13 protein-coding genes are annotated in these 18,263 nt (G+C 76.3%); 8 read left to right on the forward strand and 5 right to left on the reverse strand.

Annotation, left to right across the window (positions count from 1 at the left end):
• Positions 1-180: 180 nt before the first annotated feature.
• The 3 genes from ACI8AR_RS15840 to ilvA all read left to right on the forward strand — a co-directional run bounded on the left by ACI8AR_RS15840 (position 181) and on the right by ilvA (position 8,529).
• Complete coding sequence (locus ACI8AR_RS15840; protein ID WP_457051878.1) at positions 181-1,068, forward strand: isocitrate lyase/PEP mutase family protein; 888 nt, start codon at positions 181-183, stop codon at positions 1,066-1,068.
• Between the two features lie 133 nt (positions 1,069-1,201).
• On the forward strand, positions 1,202-7,180 hold the full coding sequence (locus ACI8AR_RS15845; RefSeq protein ID WP_457051879.1) for a DUF4011 domain-containing protein: 5,979 nt from the start codon (positions 1,202-1,204) through the stop codon (positions 7,178-7,180).
• Positions 7,181-7,227: 47 nt separating this feature from the next.
• The gene (gene ilvA, locus ACI8AR_RS15850) at positions 7,228-8,529 is read left to right on the forward strand and encodes a threonine ammonia-lyase IlvA (protein ID WP_457051880.1); all 1,302 of its coding nucleotides are present in this window, start codon (positions 7,228-7,230) and stop codon (positions 8,527-8,529) included.
• On the opposite strand, the gene ACI8AR_RS15855 is transcribed toward ilvA, so the two are convergent.
• Both ACI8AR_RS15855 and ACI8AR_RS15860 read right to left on the reverse strand, forming a co-directional pair.
• On the reverse strand, positions 8,526-10,760 hold the full coding sequence (locus ACI8AR_RS15855; protein WP_457051881.1) for a SpoIIE family protein phosphatase: 2,235 nt from the start codon (positions 10,758-10,760) through the stop codon (positions 8,526-8,528). The two genes, ilvA and ACI8AR_RS15855, sit on opposite strands and share 4 nt — an antisense overlap.
• Before the next feature lie 11 nt (positions 10,761-10,771).
• Positions 10,772-11,122: an STAS domain-containing protein gene (locus ACI8AR_RS15860; RefSeq protein ID WP_457051882.1), complete on the reverse strand. Its 351-nt coding sequence runs from the start codon at positions 11,120-11,122 to the stop codon at positions 10,772-10,774.
• A 68-nt stretch (positions 11,123-11,190) separates the two neighbouring features.
• Here ACI8AR_RS15860 and ACI8AR_RS15865 point away from each other — a divergent pair, with 68 nt between their 5' ends.
• Both ACI8AR_RS15865 and ACI8AR_RS15870 read left to right on the forward strand, forming a co-directional pair.
• Positions 11,191-11,619 carry an ATP-binding protein gene (locus ACI8AR_RS15865; protein WP_457051883.1) on the forward strand — a complete coding sequence of 143 codons (429 nt, stop codon included), beginning with the start codon at positions 11,191-11,193 and terminating at the stop codon, positions 11,617-11,619.
• 300 nt (positions 11,620-11,919) lie between these two features.
• A complete protein-coding gene (locus ACI8AR_RS15870; protein ID WP_457051884.1) occupies positions 11,920-12,363 on the forward strand; it encodes a nuclear transport factor 2 family protein in 444 nt (147 codons plus the stop codon).
• A 141-nt stretch (positions 12,364-12,504) separates the two neighbouring features.
• On the opposite strand, the gene ACI8AR_RS15875 is transcribed toward ACI8AR_RS15870, so the two are convergent.
• From ACI8AR_RS15875 to ACI8AR_RS15885, 3 genes are all read right to left on the reverse strand, one after another.
• The gene (locus ACI8AR_RS15875; protein WP_457051885.1) at positions 12,505-13,131 is read right to left on the reverse strand and encodes an HD domain-containing protein; all 627 of its coding nucleotides are present in this window, start codon (positions 13,129-13,131) and stop codon (positions 12,505-12,507) included.
• Between the two features lie 101 nt (positions 13,132-13,232).
• Positions 13,233-14,198 carry a TIGR03557 family F420-dependent LLM class oxidoreductase gene (locus ACI8AR_RS15880; RefSeq protein ID WP_457051886.1) on the reverse strand — a complete coding sequence of 322 codons (966 nt, stop codon included), beginning with the start codon at positions 14,196-14,198 and terminating at the stop codon, positions 13,233-13,235.
• 124 nt (positions 14,199-14,322) lie between these two features.
• Positions 14,323-14,754 (reverse strand): ester cyclase, encoded by a 432-nt coding sequence (locus tag ACI8AR_RS15885; RefSeq protein ID WP_457051887.1) that lies wholly within the window; start codon positions 14,752-14,754, stop codon positions 14,323-14,325.
• Positions 14,755-14,997: 243 nt separating this feature from the next.
• Between ACI8AR_RS15885 and ACI8AR_RS15890 the strand changes: the two genes are divergently transcribed.
• From ACI8AR_RS15890 to ACI8AR_RS15900, 3 genes are all read left to right on the forward strand, one after another.
• Positions 14,998-16,161 carry an RtcB family protein gene (locus ACI8AR_RS15890; RefSeq protein ID WP_457051888.1) on the forward strand — a complete coding sequence of 388 codons (1,164 nt, stop codon included), beginning with the start codon at positions 14,998-15,000 and terminating at the stop codon, positions 16,159-16,161.
• 122 nt (positions 16,162-16,283) lie between these two features.
• Entirely contained in the window at positions 16,284-17,213 is a 930-nt protein-coding gene (locus ACI8AR_RS15895) for an MBL fold metallo-hydrolase (protein WP_457051889.1), read from the forward strand.
• A gap of 13 nt (positions 17,214-17,226) precedes the next feature.
• Positions 17,227-18,144, forward strand: coding sequence for a fumarylacetoacetate hydrolase family protein (locus ACI8AR_RS15900; protein WP_457051890.1), 918 nt, complete (start codon positions 17,227-17,229; stop codon positions 18,142-18,144).
• Positions 18,145-18,263 lie beyond the last annotated feature (119 nt).

Here is an 18,263-nt window from a genome sequence, read left to right on the forward strand (position 1 = left end):
CCTCGGGGATTGCATGCAAGCTAGGGGCAACCGCCGAGGAGGCACAAGGGCCCCACAGGACCGACCTGCCCCGTTGCTGCGCACGTCGGGGGCGGTGCAGACTCGCGGTGACCCACAGCCGCTGCGCCGGTCGCTGTATGCAACCGGGCGGGAACGGGGACGACACACGAGGAGGCCACCGTGGCGGATCTGCTGAGCGGTGCGCGAGCCCCGCGGGCCCGGCTGCGCGAACTGCTCGCCGGCCCGGGACCCCTGATGGCGCCGGGCGCCTACGACGCGCTGACCGCCCGGCTGGTCGAGCAGGCCGGCTTCGACGCCGTCTACATGACCGGGTTCGGGACGACCGCGGGGCTGCTCGGCCGGCCCGACGTCGGGTTGCTGTCGGGCGCGGAGATGGTCGACAACGCGCGCCGGATCGCCGCCGCCGTCGACCTCCCGGTGATCGCCGACGCCGACACCGGTTACGGCAACGCGATCAACGTCGTCCGCACGGTGCAGCTCTACGAGCAGGCCGGGGTGGCCGGCATCCAGCTCGAGGACCAGGTGATGCCCAAGAAGTGCGGGCACATGAGCGGCAAGGCGCTGATCGGCACCGGGGAGATGGCCGGCAAGATCCGCGCCGCCGCGGCCGCCCGGCGCGACCCGGACCTGGTGCTGATCGCGCGCACCGACGCCGTCGCCGTCACCGGGGTCGACGACGCGCTGGCCCGCGCCCGCGCCTACGCCGGGGCCGGCGCCGACCTGCTCTTCGTCGAGGCGCCGACCAACGAGGCCGACGTCGAGCGGATCGCCGGCGAGCTGGCCGGGGTGGCCCCGCTGGTCTTCAACTGGGCCGAGGGCGGGCGCACGCCGCCGCTGTCGCTGGAGCGCATGGCCGAGCTCGGCTTCGCCCTGGTGATCTACCCGATCGGCACGCTGCTGGCCGCCACCGCCGGCGTCCGCTCGTTGCTGGCGTCGCTGCGGCAGCAGGGCGTCCCGCCGCTGGACGGGCTGCCCACCTTCGGCGAGTTCACCGACCTCGTGGGCCTCCCCGAGGTGCAGGACCTCGAGCAGCGCTTCGCCGGCTGAGGAGCCCCCGGAGACCCCTCCTCGGCAGCCGCGAGCGCCCGCCCGGCAACGTCTCGGCCCTCCCGTCACACCCGCCCCAGACGCTCCACGCGGATGACCGGACCGGTCCGTCCGGACCGGTAGACAGGAGGCCATGAGCACCACGGACACCCGCCCGCATCCGCACGACGGGGTCCGGGCTGCCGTGGCGATCTCCGCCACCAGCACGCCGGTGCTCTCCTACGCCCTCGCGCACAACCGCGTCCCGGTCGTGTCGCGGCTGGCGTTCACCAACCACGGCGCGGCGGTCCGCGGCGCCACCGTGCGCCTGGGCGTCCAGGACGCCGAGGGCCCCATCGGCAGCCCGGTCGAGCTGCTGGTCGACCTCGACGCCGGCACCACCACCGTGCTCAGCGACGTCGGCCTGGTCATGGACCCCGCCGCGATGCTGCAGATCGAGGAGCAGCGGCCCGGCTCGATCGAGATCGACGTCGCCGTCGACGGCGTGGACGTCGCCGGCACCGCCGTGCCGGTGCAGGTGCTCGCCGCCAGCCAGTGGCTGGCCACCCCGGTGCCGCTGGCGCTGGAGATGCTCGCCGCGCACGTCCTGCCCAACCACCCCGCGGTGACCGCGCTGCTGGCCGAGGCCGCCGCGGTGCTCGAGGCGCGCACCGACGACCCGTCGGTGCAGGGCTACCAGGCCGGGCCCGAGCGGGTCGACGAGATCGTCGCCGCGGTCGCCGCCGCCGCGCGCGCCCGAGGCATCCGCTACAGCGAGCCCCCGGCGAGCTGGGCCGACATCGGCCAGAAGGTGCGCACCCCGGGCGACGTCCTCGACGGCCGGGTCGGCACCTGCCTGGACACCGTCGTCGTGCTCGCCGCCGCGCTCGAGGCCGCCGGCGTCCGGCCGCTGCTGTGGGTGGCCGAGGGGCACGCCTTCCTCGGCTACTGGCGGGAGGAGCGCAGCGCGGAGAGCGCGGCCACCACCGACGTCGCGCCGCTGGTGAACCTGGTCGACCTCGGCCTGGTGCGGCTGGTGGAGACGACGCTGCTCACCAGCCGCAGCGCCGAGGACCCCGACGCCGAGCTGCTGCACCGCGCCGCCTACGACTCCTGGCTGCCCGGTGCGCTGGACCGCGTCGTCGGCGTCACCGACGTCCACCGCGCCCGCCGCGACGGCATCCTGCCGCTGCCCGCCCGCACCCGCGGCCCGGACGGCTCGGTGCAGGTCATCGAGTACCGCGCCGCCGAGCACGACCCCGCCGCCCGCCCGGCCGGCCGGCACGCCGCGCCGGTCGCCGGCGGCCGCCCGGGCGTGCCGCCGCGGGTGCAGCAGTGGAAGAACAGCCTGCTCGACCTCAGCCTGCGCAACCGGCTGATCAACTACACCGAGGGCGCCGGCCTGCCGCTGGTCGTCCCCGACGCCTACCTCGCGGGCCTGGCCGACCTGCTCACCGGCGACGACGCCGTCACCCTGCTGCCGGGCGACCGGCTGGCCGCCGTGCACGTCGAGCGCGGCGTGCGCTCGGCCCGCGAGCTGCCGGTCGGCCTGCTCGGCGAGACGCTGGTCGAGCGCCACGCGGTGCACGCCGACGTCACCGAGGGCGGCTACCTGCCCCGGCTGCGCGGGCTGGCGCACCGGGCGCGGACCGTCCGCGAGGAGACCGGCGCCAACAACCTCTACGTCGCCATCGGCAGCCTGGCCTGGGAGCTCGACGGCCGGTCGCTGCGCTCGCCACTGGTGCTGCTGCCGGTGGTCCTCTCCCCCGCCGGCCGCACCGGCGCCTACCGGCTCTCCGCCGACGAGTCCTCCGCCGCCAGCCCCAACTGGTGCCTGCTGGAGAAGCTGCGCCAGGTGCACGGCCTGACGGTCCCGGGGCTGGACGGCGAGGGCGTCGACGTCGACACCGCCCTGACCGCCGTCCGCCAGGCGCTGGCCGACGCCGGGCTGCCGTTCCGCGTCGAGGCCACCGCCGACCTCGCCGTCCTGCAGTTCGCCAAGTACCGGCTGTGGCGCGACCTCGACGAGCACTGGGCCGAGCTCACCGCCAACCCGCTGGTGCACCACCTCGTGCACGCCCCGACCGAGGCGTTCGCCGACCCGGTGCCGGCCGCGGCCGCCGACGTCGACCTCGACGAGCTGGCCGCCCGCTGCCCCGTCCCCGCCGACGCCTCGCAGCTGCGCGCGGTGGCCGAGGGCGTCGCCGGGCGCACGTTCGTGCTGGAGGGCCCGCCCGGCACCGGCAAGTCGCAGACCATCACCAACCTGCTCACCCGCGCGGTCGCCGACGGCAAGCGGGTGCTGTTCGTGGCCGAGAAGCGGGCCGCGCTCGACGTCGTCGCCCGGCGGCTCGAGGCGGTCGGCATGGGCCCGTTCGCCCTCGACCTGCACGACCGGGGCGCCCGCGCCGCGGAGGTCCGCGCCCGGGTGCGCGCGGCGCTGGACCACGCGGTCGCCGTCGACGAGCAGGGCCTGGCCGCCGACGGCGACGACCTGCGCGCCGCCCGCCGCACGCTGGCCCGCTACGCCGACCGGCTGCACGCGCCGAACGCCGCGGGCCTGTCCTACTACTCCGCGCGGACCGCGCAGCTCGCGCTCGGCGGTGACGTCCCGCAGCTGCCGGTGCCGCAGACCTTCGCCGCCGCCGCGCCCGCCGCGACGCTGGCCGAGGTGCGCCGCGCGCTGGCGCTGCTGCCCGACGTCGCCGACCTGGTCCGCCCCTCGCCGCGGCACCCGTGGGCGTTCGTCGACACCGCGCGGGTCGACCTGCGCGCCGCCCAGGCCGCCGCCGCCGAGGTGGACGCCGCCATGCGCGCGCTGCCGGCCGAGGAGCACCTGGCGCGGGCGCTGCGCGAGGTCCGCACCCCCGGCGACCTCGACGACCTCGCCCACCTGCTGTCCGGTCCCGCGGTGGGCCTCGACGTCCTCGACGAGGTGCCCACCGAGCGCTGGACGACCGCGACGGCGGCGGTGCTCGGCGAGGTCGCCGCCTTCACCTCCGCCGTCCACCCCGGGCTGGAGCTCGCGATCCCCGAGGCGCTGGCGCTGCCGCTGGCCGACCTCTACGTCGCCGCCCAGACCGCGCAGGCCGCCCGCTGGTGGGCCCGCCGGCAGGGGCTGCGCGCGGTGCGGGCGCAGCTCGCGCCGGTGCTGCGCCCGGGCGTGACGGTCAAGCTGCGCGACGTCGCCGAGCTCACCGCCTCGCTGTGGCGGCTGCAGACCGCCGCCGCCGGCCTCGCCGCCCGCGCCTCGGTGATCCCCGGGCTCTCGGTGCCGGCCGGCTGGAACCCGCTGCTGGCCCCGACGCTGCTCGACGGGCAGGTCGCCTGGCTGCGCCGCGCCGGCGCGGTCGTCGACAGCGCCCGCGAGTTCGCCGTCGCGCTGCGCCGCCACGTCGTCGCCGGTCCCGGGCCGGACGCCGCCGCGGCCACCGCCGTCCTCCGGCTGCGCGACGGGCTCGACGCGCTGCTGCGCGTCTGCTCCAGCACCCCGGCCGCGCTGGCCGCCTGGTGCGGCGACGACGGCGTGGTGCTGCGCTGGGCGATGACCCGCCCCGAGCGCGGCGTCGAGCACAGCGGGCTGATCTCGCTGCGCCGCTGGGCGGAGTTCCTCGACACCCTGGAGCCGCTGCGCGCCGCCGGGCTGACCGAGGCCCGCGCCGCGCTGGTGTCGGGCCGGCTGCCCGCCGAGGACGCCCCGCGCGCGTTCGAGCACGGCCTGGCCGCCGCGTCGACGGCCGAGCGCCGCGCCGCCACCGGGCTGGACGGCTTCGACGAGGCCGCGCACGGGAAGGCGATCACCCGGTTCACCGCCGCCTCCCGGGCGGTGCGCCGGCACCTGACCGCCGCGCTGCCGGCCGAGGTGCTCGCCGGCCGGGACCTCGGCGACGCCGACGACCGGCTCGGCGCGCTGCAGCGCGAGCTCGGCCGCTCCCGCCGCGGCCCGGGCGTGCGCGCGCTGCTCGCCGAGTACGGCGACCTGGTCACCGCGGTCATGCCGTGCGTGCTGGTCAGCCCCGACTCGGTGGCGCGGTTCTTCCCCGCGAAGGCCGGGCTGTTCGACCTCGTGGTCTTCGACGAGGCCTCGCAGATCCGCGTCGCCGACGCCGTCGGCGCGCTGGGCCGGGCGAGGGCGGCCGTGGTCGTGGGCGACAGCGAGCAGATGCCGCCGACGTCGTTCGCCGAGCCGGTGTCCGTCCTCGACGACGAGCTCGCCGAGCTGCTGGGCACCGCCGTCGAGGACGAGGAGTCGATCCTCTCCGAGTGCGTGCAGGCGCGGGTGCCGCGGCACTGGCTGTCCTGGCACTACCGCAGCCACGACGAGTCGCTGATCGCGTTCAGCAACGCGCACTACTACGACAACCGGCTGTCGTCGTTCCCGGCGCCCACCCACGGGCGGCCCTCGGCCGACGTCGGCGGCCGCGGCATCTCGCTGGTCCGGGTGCAGGGCACCTTCCACCGCGCCGGCGCCGGCCGGCTGCTGCGGACCAACCCGATGGAGGCCAAGGCGGTCGTCGCCGAGGTCCGCCGCCGCTTCGACGCCTCGCCGGACGCGGTGCCGTCGATCGGCGTGGTCACCTTCAACGCCCAGCAGCGGGCCTACATCGAGTCGCTGCTGCGCGACGCCGGCGACGAGCGGCTGGCCGAGGCGCTGGACCGCACCGACGGCGAGGGCCTGTTCGTCAAGAACCTGGAGAACGTGCAGGGCGACGAGCGCGACGTCGTGCTGTTCTCCACCGGCTTCAGCCCCGACGACCGCGGCGTGCTGCCGCTGAACTTCGGCCCGCTCAACCGGGTGGGCGGCGAGCGCCGGCTCAACGTGGCGATCACCCGCGCCCGGCGGCAGGTCGTCGTCTTCTCCTCCTTCGACCCGTCGGCGCTGCGCGCGGAGCAGACCTCGTCGCTGGGCATCAAGCACCTGCGCGCCTACCTCGACCTGGCGGCGCTCGGCACCGACGCGCTGCCCCGCGAGGCCCGGCGGCCGTCCGTGCCCGACCGGCACCGCGAGGAGATCGCCGCGGCGCTGCGCGAGCGGGGGCTGGCGGTGCGCACCGACGTCGGCCTGTCGGAGTTCCGCGTCGACCTGTCCGTGGCCCGGCCCTCCGCGCCGGACAGCCCGGTCGTGGCGGTGCTGCTCGACGGCCCCGAGTGGGCGCGCCGCCGCACCGTCGGCGACCGCGACGGCCTGCCGGTCGAGGTGCTGTCCGGGATGCTCGGCTGGCCCGCGGTCGAGCGGGTGTGGCTGCCCTCGTGGCTGCGCGAGCGCGACGCCGTCCTCGACCGCCTGGTCGCCGCGGTGGCCGCGGTCCCCGAGCCGGCGCCCGCTCCCCCGGCCGCCGCGCTGAGCGTGGTGGACGACGCCCCCGCTCCCGTCGTCGAGCTCCCCGTCGCCGAGCCGGAGCCCGGGCCCGCCGCCGGGCCGGAGCCCGACCCCGAGCCGCGCGGGCTGCCGACGCTGCGCTCGATGGTGTCCGCCGCCGTCACCGCGCTGCCGGTGCCGCGGCACGCGCCGGTCGAGGCCCCGGTGGTCACGACGCCGGTGACCCCGGTGCCGCTGACCGTCGTCCCCGACCCCGTCGAGGAGCCCACGCAGGAGCTGCGCTTCCGCGCGTGGGCGCCCAAGCCCGCGGGCGACCGCAAGGTCCTCGACGGCCTGGCCGACCCGCGCAACGTCCGCCTGGTCAGGCGCGTCCTCACCGCCGGGGTCAGGGCCGAGGGGCCGGTGCACCGCGACCGCCTCGTCCGGCTGACCGCCGGCGCGTTCGGGCTGACCCGGGTGAGCGAGGCCCGCCGCGACGCGCTGCTGGCCCTGCTGCCCGAGGGCTCGCTCGACGGCGACGTCGTCTGGCCCGAGACGCTGGACCGGCAGACCTGGACCACGTTCCGCCGCCAGACCGCCAGCACCGCGCGCCCGCTCGAGCAGGTGCCGGTGCAGGAGGTCGGCAACGCGATGGTCGCGCTGTGCCGCGCGCCCGGCGGGCTGACCCAGGACGAGCTGTTCCTGCGCACCGCCGAGGTGTTCGGCTACCGCCGCCGCACGCCGTCGCTGGCCCCGCTGCTGGCCGGGGCGCTGGCCCGCGTCACCGCCGCCGGCCGCGTCACCGTCGGCGACGACGGCCGCCTCACCGCCTGAGGGCGGCAGAAATGGCCATTTCTGCCGCCGGAGCAGGATGGAGCACCGTGAGCACCGCCGGGACGACCGAGGCGACCGCGATCCGGGACTTCGCCGCCGACGTGCGCGACGCGGTCGGCCGGCTGGCCGGGGTCGCCGAGCGCACGCCGCTGCAGCGCAACGAGCGACTGTCCGCGCTCACCGGCGCCGACGTCCGGCTCAAGCGGGAGGACCTGCAGGTCGGCCGCTCGTACAAGGTCCGCGGCGCCTACAACACGATCAGCCGGCTCGACGACGCCGCCCGCGCCGCCGGGGTCGTCTGCGCCAGCGCGGGCAACCACGGCCAGGGCGTCGCGTACGCCTGCCGGGCGCTCGGCGTGCGCGGCGCGGTCTTCGTCCCCGGCACGACGCCGCGGCAGAAGCGCGCCCGCATCCAGGCCCTCGGCGGCGACACCGTCGAGCTGGTCGTCACCGGCGACACCTACGACGACGCCGCGGCCGCCGCCACGGCACACGCCCGCACGACCGGCGCCACGCTGGTCCCGGCGTTCGACGCCTGGCCGGTCGTCGTCGGGCAGGCGACCGTCGTGGTGGAGGTGCTCGACCAGCTCGGCGGCCGGACACCCGACGTCGTCGTCCTGCCGCTCGGCGGCGGCGGGCTGCTGGCCGGCTGCGGCACCTGGCTGGCGCAGGCCGCCCCCGGCACCCGGCTGGTCGGCGTGGAGCCGGTCGGGGCGGCGAGCATGGCCGCGGCCCTGGCCGCCGGGCGGCCGGTCGAGCTGGCCGAGATCGACACCTTCGTCGACGGCGCGGCGGTCCGGCGGGCCGGCACGGTCACCCACCCGCTGGTGCGCGACTGCGGCGCCGAGCTGGTCGCCGTGCCCGAGGGGCAGGTCTGCACCGAGATGCTCGACCTCTACCAGGTCGACGGGATCATCGCCGAGCCCGCGGGCGCCCTGGCGTCGGCCGCGCTCACCGGCGGCACCGTGCGGGTCGAGCCGGGGCAGACGGTGGTCTGCGTGCTGTCCGGCGGCAACAACGACGTCAGCCGGTACGCCGAGGTCATCGAGCGCTCCCTGGTGCACCAGGGCCTCAAGCACTACTTCCTCGTCGAGTTCCCGCAGGAGCCCGGCGCGCTGCGCCGCTTCCTCGACGACGTCCTCGGCCCCGACGACGACATCGTGCTGTTCGAGTACGTCAAGCGGGACAACCGGGAGACCGGCGCCGCGCTCACCGGCATCGAACTCGGCACCGCCTCCGCACTGCCCGGCCTGCTCGACCGGATCGCCGCCAGCCCGCTGCGCATCCAGCACCTGGCGCCGGACTCCCCGGCCTACCGCTACCTCGTCCGCGGCGGCGCGCCGGGCTAGACCCGGGCCAGCCCCACCACGGTGACGTCGTCGGTGCCCGCCGGGTCCAGCGCCGCGACGACGCCGTCCACGACGTCCTGCGGCTCCCCGGCGATTCCCGCCACCGCCGCGCGCACCGCCTCCATGCCCTCGGGCAGCGGGCGGTCGCGCCGCTCGACCAGGCCGTCGCTGTAGAGGAGCAGCCGGTCGCCGGCGTCCAGCCGCAGCGCCACCTCGGGGTAGTCGGCGTCGTCGAGCAGGCCGAGCGCCGGCCCGCGGCCGTCGGTGACCAGCCGCGCGGCGCCGTCGCGGGCGTGCACGGCGGGCAGGTGGCCGGCGTTGGCCAGCGCCAGCTCCCCGCTGCGCGGGTCCAGCTGGACGACCTGCGCGGTCGCCATCTCCCCCGGCAGCAGCGCGGCGACCAGCCGGTTGAGCTCGGCCAGCGCCGCGGCCGGGCCCTCGTCGCGCAGCAGCGCGGCGCGCAGGGCGTGCCGCAGCTGGGCGGTGACCGAGGCGGCGGTCAGCCCGTGCCCGGCGACGTCGCCGAGCACCACGGCCAGCCGCCCGCTGGGCAGCGGCACCAGGTCGTACCAGTCGCCGCCGACGACGTCGGCCTCGCTCGGCCGGTACCGCGCGCCGAGCGCGACGCCGGGCACCTTGGGCAGCTCCTCGAGCAGCAGGGTGCGCTGCAGCGCGGCCGAGAGCCGGTCGTCCTCGCCGGCGCGGGCGAGCACCGCCTCGCCGAGGTGGGTGGCCAGCGCGCGGGCGGCGACCACCTCGTGCGCGTGCCAGGGCCGGGCGGTGCCGCGCACGGTCTCGGTCCAGCGGGCGAACGACCGGCGCGGGGACAGCCGCCCGTCGGTGACCTTCGACGTCCCCGGGTCGCCGCCCCAGCTGACCTCGCGCGGGGTCTCGGGGCGGAACCAGGCGAGGAAGTCGCCGCGACCGCCGCCGACCTCGACGGCGAGCACGCCGCTGGCGTCGTCGGCGAGGTCGTCGAAGCCGGGCAGCGCGAGGGTGAGCCGGTCGGTGGCGCCGCCGGCCCGCAGCACCGCGGGGACGACGGCGGCGACCCGGTCGGCCGGCGGGGTGCGCCCCAGCAGGTGCAGCCGCCCGTCCAGGCGGACCGCGGCGCCGGCGGCGGGCAGCAGGTCCAGCGCGGTGAGGTCGCCGTCGACGAGCGCGGCCGCGGGGGTGCGCGGCGTGCGGCCGATCGCGGCCACCAGCTCGGCCTCCCGCTGCGCGACGGCGACCACCCGGTCGCGCTCGCCGGCCTCGACGGTGGTGTGCAGCAGCAGCGAGGCGGTGCGGCCGAGGAACTCGGCGGCGGTGCGGTCGGCGTAGGAGGGGCGGTGCGCGCCGCTGTAGCCGTGGCAGGAGATCAGGCCCCAGAGCCTGCCGCGGTCGATGAGTGACACCGACATCGACGCGGTGACGCCCATGTTGGCCAGGTACTCCAGGTGCACCGGCGAGACGCTGCGCAGCATCGCGCCGGACAGGTCCAGCGGCCGCCCCGTCCCGGGGACCAGCGGCGGCTCCAGCGGCACCGGCGTGTAGGTGGCGTCGGGGATCAGCCGCATCCAGTTGGTCGCGTAGAGGGCGCGGGCCTGGGCGGGGATGTCGCCGGCCGGGTAGTGCAGGCCGAGGAAGGGCTCGAGGTCCGCCCGCCGGTCCTCGGCGACCACCTCGCCGTTCCACTCCGCGTCGAAGCGGTAGACCATCACCCGGTCGAAGCCGGTCAGCGCCCGCACCTCGCGGGCCAGCACGGCGGTCAACCCCTCCAGCGACGTCGGCGCGGACAGCCGCTGCAGCACCGTCGGCAGCCGGCGGTGCCAGGCCGCGCCGGCCTGCCCGGCGCCGGCGACCGGCTCCCACTCGGTGACCAGCAGGTCGCCGCTGCGGGAGAGGACCAGGTCCAGCTCGCTGCCGGCCGGCGCCACCCGGAGCGGGTCGGCCTCGGCGAGGTTCCCGCCCAGCGCCGCCCGGAGCCGGTCGAGCTCGGCGGGGGTCAGCAGGTCGGCCAGCGTGCGGCCGGTGGGGTCGGTGCCGAGGACGTCGGCGGCGTTGGCCGAGGCGACGACGGCGAGGTCGGGCTCGGTCACGGCGAGCAGCGCGCCGTGCGGCTGGATCGCGCCGGGGACCGCGATCGGCTCCTCGGCGCAGCGGGCGAGCGCCTCGTCGTCGACCACACGGCGGAGCGGGTCGGGAGCCGGGGACGGGAGGGTCGGGGCGGCGCTCTCGGTCGCGGTCATCGCGGCCGACCCTACGACCCGACCTCCCCGTCGGTCAGGCTCGCCGTCTCGACCACCGGCACCAGGCGGGACAGGTCCAGCAGGTCGATGACCATGCGCACCGGCTGGTTGGCCCGCGGGCAGACGACCTGCAGCGCGGTCCCGGCCGCGGCGGCCTGCTTGGCGGTACGGACCAGCTGCCGGGCGCCGGAGGAGTCCATGAAGACGGTGGCGGTCAGGTCGATGACCAGGGACCGCGGGTGGGTGGCCAGCTCGTCGTCGACGTACGCGGCGAGGAGCGCCACCGTGGCGATGTCGAGTTCACCGCGTACCCTCAGCGCGGGCCGCCCGTTCACCGCCACGCGGTCGACGGCGAACAGCACGATCAGGCTCCCTCGGTACCCGGAACGGACCCGAGGAGCGTACGCGCCGTCACGGGAGGGGGCTCGGCATGGACATCGCGTTCACCGTCCGGCTGCCCGTCGACGTCGACAGCGTGCCCTTCGTCCGCGGCCTGTGCCGGCAGGCGCTCCAGCACCTGCGGATCGAGCAGGCCGTCGTCGAGGAGACGACGCTCGCGCTCACCGAGGCGTGCGCGAACGTCGTCCAGCACGCCGGGGACCACGCCGGGTACCAGGTGTCGGTGGAGATCGACCGGGCGCTGTGCCGGATCACCGTGGTCGACGACGGCACCGGCTTCGACCACGCGGAGGCGGCCGCCCGGCCGGGCCTCGACGGCGAGCGCGGCGCGGGGCTCACGCTCATGCAGGCGCTGGTCGACCGGCTGGACTTCCGCCTCGACCCCGAGGGCCGGCACTGCGTCAGCCTGGAGAAGCGGCTGACCAGCCGCCCGTCGCTGCGCCTGCTCGACCGCGGCTGAGGACGGACCCACCGCTCCTGCGGACGCTCGTGCTCTGCACACACCTGTGCGCAGAGCACGAGCTCGCGCGGGGACCAGGGCCTGTCCTGCGGATCTCGTGCGCCGCCGCCCTGTCCCTGAAGGCGGCCTCAGGGACAGGTCGCCACCCCGGAGGCGACGCAACCGAACAGGCAGCTCATGGCTGGGCCAACCGGGTTGCCCCCACCGGTACACGTCGGGGGCCAGGGCGGCTGGTCGCGAGCTGCTCGGAAGGCCACCATGGCCGAGTCCTGACGACGAGGGCTTGTCAAGGAGGACGACATGACCACCACGGCGCCCGTGCCCGGAGCTCAGATGTCTCAGGAGCGCATGGACGAACTCGTCGACGGCCACTACCGAGCGGAGGAGACCGGCGATCTGGCCGCGCTCGTTGCCGGCTTTCAGCCCGATGCCGAGCACGACGTCGTCGGGCGCCCCGGCCCGACGCTGCACGGTACGACAGAGATCGAGCAGTTCTACCGCGCGCTGTTCGCTGACTTGCAGATCGATCGCTTCGAACCCGTCCGCCGTCGGTACGGCGCCGACCACGTAGTTGACGAGTCCGTCCTGCACGCCACCGCGGTGGGGCACCCATTCGGTATGGACGGGCAGGGCCGACCGGTGCAGACCCGCTTCTTGCACATCTTCGACTTCCGCGATGGCCTGATCAGCCGGGAGAGCGCCTGGATCGATCTTGCCGCGATCCAACAGCAGTTGAGCCCCTAGCCGGTGATGCGGCCGGCACATGTCGTCCTGCCGAGTAGGCGCAGGGCGAGGATCCCGCCGTGTCCGGTGGGCGCAGTGCCAGGGGAGCCTGCAGGTCGCTGCCGTGTCCCTGAGTGGGCCGCTCAGGGACACCGGCAGCAGTCAGGGCGCACATGATCCGCAGGACAGACCCTGGGTGTCCAGCGGGTTGGCCCGGGCGCGGGCGGCGAAGCCGTTCGCGGAGAACCGGCCGGCCAGCGAGTCCGGCTTGCGGCGGGCCTGGTCCTCGAAGCAGGCGACGAACTCGCCGATGAGGCCCAGCCGCGGGTGCTCCGCGAGGACGGCGGCGCGCAGGTCGGCGGGCCAGGCGTCCGGGTCGCGGCCGGAGATGTCGAGGCCGGTGGCCAGCTCCAGCAGGTGCCCCTCGGGGTCGGCGGCGACGTCGACCTCCGGCGCCATGTGCGCGACGACGACCTCCGCGACCCGGCGCCGCCGCGCGGCCGGCCAGCCCGCGCCCGCGGCGAACACCCAGCCGACCGCCCCGCCGGCCTCCTCGAACGGCACGGTCGCGCTGTCGAAGACCGGCTCCAGGCCGAGGTCGTGCACCATCGCCGCGACGAACAGCAGCTCCTCGTCGAAGGCGATGCCGTGCCGGGCGGCGTGGTCGGCGGCCCACAGGTAGGAGCGCAGGCAGTGGTTGACCAGCGCCGGTGAGCTGTACTCCTGCACCACCTCCCGGGCGAGGCGGCAGGCGGCGGTGTCGGGCAGGGCGGGGAGGAGTGCGGTCACGGTCGGCGAGTGTGCCGCCGCCGCGCCCGCCGTCGCGTCCTCCCGCCCGCCCGCCGCGCACCCTGGCAGGTCCGTTGCGGAACCCGGCAGGGACGACGGCGTCAGGACGCCGCGAGTCCCCTGACCCGCTCGATGAGCCCGCCGGCACAGGCGTCGATGAACCCGTCGGGGTCCGGGCCGACGTTCTGCAGGACGAGGTGGTCGAAGCCGGCGTCGACGTAGGGCTGTGCCTGCTGCACGTGCACGTCGAGGTCGGGGCCGACGGAGAACTGCTGCCGGATGTCCTCGGCCTTCACCGTCTGGCTGGCGGCGTCGAAGTTGACCGGGTTGGGCAGCTCGCTCATGACCTTCCAGCCGGTGAGCGCCCAGCGGCTGGTCCGGAGCGCCTCCTCGACGGCGGACTCCTCGTCCTGCGCCCACGCCATCGGCACCTCGGCGTAGAGCGGGCCCTTGCCGCCGGCGTCGCGGAAGGCGGCGACGAGGTCCTCGCGCGGCTCGGTGGCGAACAGCCCGTCGCCGTACTCGGCGGCCAGCTCCGAGGCGTTGTGCCCGCCGCTGGCCACCGCGATGACCGGGAGCTCGTCGGGCAGGTCGAACACCCGGGCGTCCTCGACTTGCAGGTACTTCCCCTCGAAGGTCTGGTAGCCGCCCTGCCAGAGCTGCCGGATGATCTGCAGCGCCTCGCGGAGCATCTCGTGCCGCACGTGCACCGCCGGCCAGCCGGTGCCGACGACGTGCTCGTTGAGCCGCTCCCCCGCGCCGATGCCGAGGGTGAACCGGCCCTCGGCGAGGATCTGCACCGTGGCCGCGGCCTGGGCGATGACCGCCGGGTGGTACCGGATGATCGGGCAGGTCACGCCGGTGACCAGGCCGATCTGCTCGGTCTTCGCGGCCATCGCGCCGAGCATCGACCAGGTGAAGCCGCTGTGCCCCTGGACGTCGAGCCACGGGTGGTAGTGGTCGCTCATCTCGACGAAGTCGAAGCCCGCCTCCTCGGCCCGCACCGTCTGGCGGACGATCTCCTCGGGCGGGAAGGCCTCGGTGGCGAGCTTCAGTCCGACCTGCATCGCGTGCGTCCTCACTGTCGGGTCCAGCGGTCGCACGAGGGCTGCCCGGGGCCCGCGGAACGAAAACGGCACGCCGGGGTCCCGGACCGCCGCTGCCGGCGGCCCGGGAGGCGCCTCCCCCCGGTCAGGCCGGGACGACGTCGAACCGCAGGCCGAGCTGCTGCAGGAGGGTGAGCTGGTCGAAGTAGCCGACCACGCGCGTGATGCCCGCCGGCCCGGTCTCGATCAGGTCGACCCCGGTCAGGTCACACCGGCGCTCGGTGGGCGCCGGCAGGCCCGGCAGCACGCCGCTGTTGGTGCCCTGCAGGCGCCAGCGGACGTACGCCCGGGAGCCCTCGCCGACGACGTCCTCGACGGTCAGCGTCAGGTCGGGGAAGGCCGCGAGGAAGCCGGAGACGAACCCGGCGACCGCGCCCTTGGGCAGGGGCTCCGGCAACGAGGGGTCGGTGTAGACGCCGTCGTCGGCGAAGGTCGCGGCGACGGCGTCCCCGTCGTGGTCCTGCCAGCCGCGCAGGTACCGCTCGGCCAGCTCGGCGGCGCCGAGTGTCGTGGTCATCCCGGTCTCCCCTCGGACGGTGGGCGGGGCACCGCGGCGCGGACGGGGGCCGCCGCGCGCCACGGCGGGGTGGTCGCGCGAGGGTGCCGAGGCTAGTGCCGCGCCGCCCGGAAGCCGAGGGAGTTCCCCGCCGCGGGGTCCCCGGGTAATGCGCTCGCGCTGCGCGAGCCGAGCGCGTTGACTGCCCCGGCCCGAACGGCAGAAATGGCCATTTCTGCCGCCCCCCTGGAGACGGAAAGGACCATGGAGAAGATCAGCGAGAGGCTGCTCAGCTGGGCGTCGATCCTCGAGGACGCGACCCGCGAGCAGGCCGAGCGCACCGCCTCGCTCCCGTTCATCCACCCGCACGTGGCGCTCATGCCCGACGCCCACCTGGGGCTCGGCGCGACCGTCGGCTCGGTCATCCCGACCGACGGCGCGATCATCCCGGCGGCGGTCGGCGTGGACATCGGCTGCGGGATGATGGCCGTGCGCACGCAGTTCACCGGCGAGGACGTCCGCGGCCACAACCTGGCCGTGCTGCACGAGCAGATCTCGCGGGCGATCCCGCTGTCGGCCGGCCGCGCCAACCGGAAGGTGCGGGACACGGCCGCGCCGCGGGTCGAGGAGCTCCGCGGCATGCCGGGCGCCGACCAGGCCGACGGCGTCGTGCGCGACTGGGCGCTGCAGCTGGGCTCGCTCGGCTCGGGCAACCACTTCATCGAGGTGTCCCTCGACGAGGCCGACCGGGTGTGGCTCTTCCTGCACTCGGGCTCGCGCGGCGTCGGCAACAAGCTGGCGTCGAAGCACATCCGGGTGGCGCAGGAGCGGACGCGGGTCCGCGGCGTCGCCGTCCCCGACCGCGACCTCGCCTACCTGGAGGAGGGCGAGCCGGAGTTCGACGCGTACGTCGAGGCACTGCGCTGGGCGCAGCGGTTCGCCGCGCTCAACCGCGAGGAGATGATGGACCGCGTCGCCGACCAGGTGTCGCGGTTCCTCACCGAGGAGGTCCGGCGGGAGCAGGTGGTGCAGTGCCACCACAACTACACCGAGCGGGAGACCCACTACGGGCGCGAGGTGTGGCTGTCCCGCAAGGGCGCGATCGCCGCGCGCCCGGGCCAGTGGGGCCTCATCCCGGGCTCGATGGGTGCCGCGTCCTACGTCGTCGTCGGGAGGGGCGACGCCGCGTCGCTGACCTCGGCGCCGCACGGTGCCGGGCGGGCTTTCTCCCGGTCGGCCGCGCGCAAGCGGTTCAGCCGGGCCGACCTCGACCGGCGGATGAGCGGCATCGCCTGGGGCCGCTCGGACGCCTTCCTCGACGAGCACCCCGAGGCGTACAAGAGCATTGACGTTGTGATGTCAGACGCTGCTGATCTAGTGGAGGTGAAGCACCAACTGCGGCAGATCGTGAACGTGAAGGGCGACTGAGTCCCCTGCCGCGTGCTCGTGCTCTACCCAGCCGGTGTGGGCAGAGCACGAGCTCGCTCGGGCACCCCAGCCGTGGAGCCTGCCGACTTTCCGTGCCACCTGGGCTCCAGCAGAGTGACGGCGTGACGACGTCGATCGAGGCCGCGGCGCTCGAGCAGGTGGCGCCCGGCGTCTTCGCCTACGTGCAGCCCGACGGCAGCTGGATGATCAACAACACCGGCGTGGTCACCGGCGACGACGGCACGGGGCTGATGGTCGACACCACCTCGACCGAGGCCCGCAACCGCGCGCTGCTGGCCGCCGTCGGGTCGGTGGCGCCGGGCCGGCTGCGGGCGCTGGTGAACACCCACCACCACGGCGACCACACCTTCGGCAACTGGCTGGTGCCCGCCGAGACGCCGGTGGTCGGGCACGTGCACGCGCGGGAGGACCAGCTCGCCGCCGGGCTGCTGGCCGCGCAGGTGCTCACCGGCCCGGACTACGGGCACCTGGAGGTGCGCCCGCCCGACGTCACGTTCACCGGCGCGCTGACGCTGCACCTCGGCGAGCGGGCCGTGGAGCTGCACGCGGTCGGGCCGGCGCACACCCGCGGCGACGTCGTCGTGTGGCTGCCGGCGCAGCGGGTGGCCTTCGCCGGCGACATCGCCTTCGCCGGCGGCCAGCCGTTCCTCGCCGAGGGCAGCGTGGCCGGTTACCCCCGGGCGATCGAGGCGCTGCGCGCGCTGGGGCCCGACGTGCTGGTGCCCGGGCACGGCCCGGTGTGCCGCGGCGAGGAGGTCCCCCGGCTGCTCGACGAGCTGGCCGGCTACGCGGCCTTCGTCGACGCGACCGCGCGCGAGGGGCACGCGGCCGGGTGGCCGCCGCTGGAGACCGCGCGGCGGCACGCGGACAACCCCTACGCCGGGTGGCAGGAGTCCGAGCGGCTGGTGGGCAACCTGCACCGCGCCTACGCCGAGCTCGACGGGCGGCCGCCGGGCGAGCGGCTCCCGCTGACCGGCATCTGGCCGGACATGGTGGCGTTCCACGGCGGCCCCATCGGCTGCCGGGCGTGAGGGAGGAGAGCTGATGCGCTGGGTCACCTACGTCTCGCCGTCCGACGGCGCGGAGCGGGCCGGGCTGCTGCGCGACGGGCAGGTGCACGGGTTCGACGCCGCGCTGGCCGACCTGCTCCCCGACCTCGCCGCGGCGGCCGGGCGCACCCCGGCCGAGGTGGTGCCGGAGGACGGGCTGGTGCTGCGCGCGCCGGTGCCGCGGCCGCCGTCGGTCCGCGACTTCCTGTCCTTCGAGCAGCACGCGCGCAACGCCGCCGCCGCGTTCGGCCGGGAGGTCTCGCCGGTCTGGTTCCGGCAGCCGGTCTTCTACTTCACCAACCCGGCGGCGGTGCGCGGGACCGGCGAGCCGGTGCCGGTCTCCCCCGGCTCGGCGGCGTTCGACTACGAGGTGGAGGTCGCCGCGGTCGTCGGCCGGGGCGGGTCGGACCTCACGCCGGAGCAGGGCGAGGCCGCGATCGCCGGCTACACGGTGTTCGTCGACTGGAGCGCCCGCGACGTGCAGGGCGTGGAGTCCCAGGTCGGCCTCGGCCCCGCCAAGGGCAAGGACGGCGCGACGACGCTCGGCCCGGTCCTGGTGACGCCCGACGAGCTCGAGCCGCACCGCTCGGGCGCCGGTTACGCGCTGCGGATGGCGGCCGCGGTCGACGGCGTGGAGCAGGGCGGCGGCAGCTGGGCCGACATCCGCTGGTCGTTCGGGCAGATGCTCGCCTACGCGTCACGCGGCACCGAGCTGCGGCCGGGCGACGTCGTCGGCAGCGGCACGGTCGGGACGGGGTGCCTGCTGGAGCTGCGGTCGCTGCACGGCGAGGAGCGGCACCCGTGGCTGCGGCCGGGTGTGGAGGTCGCGGTGACGGTCGAGCGGATCGGCACGGTGACCGCGCCGATCGTCGCGGGGCCCGAGCCCGTCCCGCTGGGTCCCCCGGCGCAGTGACCCGACGCGGGGGGGGGGGGGGGGGGGGGGGGGGGGGGGGGGGGGGGGGGGGGGGGGGGGGGGGGGGGGGGGGGGGGGGGGGGGGGGGGGGGGGGGGGGGGGGGGGGGGGGGGGGGGGG

Source organism: Geodermatophilus sp. SYSU D01036 (assembly GCF_054050435.1).

Bases quoted from the DNA above. Each gene is read 5' to 3' on its own strand.
- ACI8AR_RS15870 (WP_457051884.1), top strand. From the start codon at position 11,920: ATGACCACCACGGCGCCCGTGCCCGGAGCTCAGATGTCTCAGGAGCGC.
- ACI8AR_RS15900 (WP_457051890.1), top strand. From the start codon at position 17,227: ATGCGCTGGGTCACCTACGTCTCGCCGTCCGACGGCGCGGAGCGGGCC.
- ACI8AR_RS15865 (WP_457051883.1), top strand. From the start codon at position 11,191: ATGGACATCGCGTTCACCGTCCGGCTGCCCGTCGACGTCGACAGCGTG.
- ACI8AR_RS15880 (WP_457051886.1), bottom strand. From the start codon at position 14,198: ATGCAGGTCGGACTGAAGCTCGCCACCGAGGCCTTCCCGCCCGAGGAG.
- ACI8AR_RS15855 (WP_457051881.1), bottom strand. From the start codon at position 10,760: ATGACCGCGACCGAGAGCGCCGCCCCGACCCTCCCGTCCCCGGCTCCC.
- ACI8AR_RS15885 (WP_457051887.1), bottom strand. From the start codon at position 14,754: ATGACCACGACACTCGGCGCCGCCGAGCTGGCCGAGCGGTACCTGCGC.
- ACI8AR_RS15890 (WP_457051888.1), top strand. From the start codon at position 14,998: ATGGAGAAGATCAGCGAGAGGCTGCTCAGCTGGGCGTCGATCCTCGAG.
- ACI8AR_RS15845 (WP_457051879.1), top strand. From the start codon at position 1,202: ATGAGCACCACGGACACCCGCCCGCATCCGCACGACGGGGTCCGGGCT.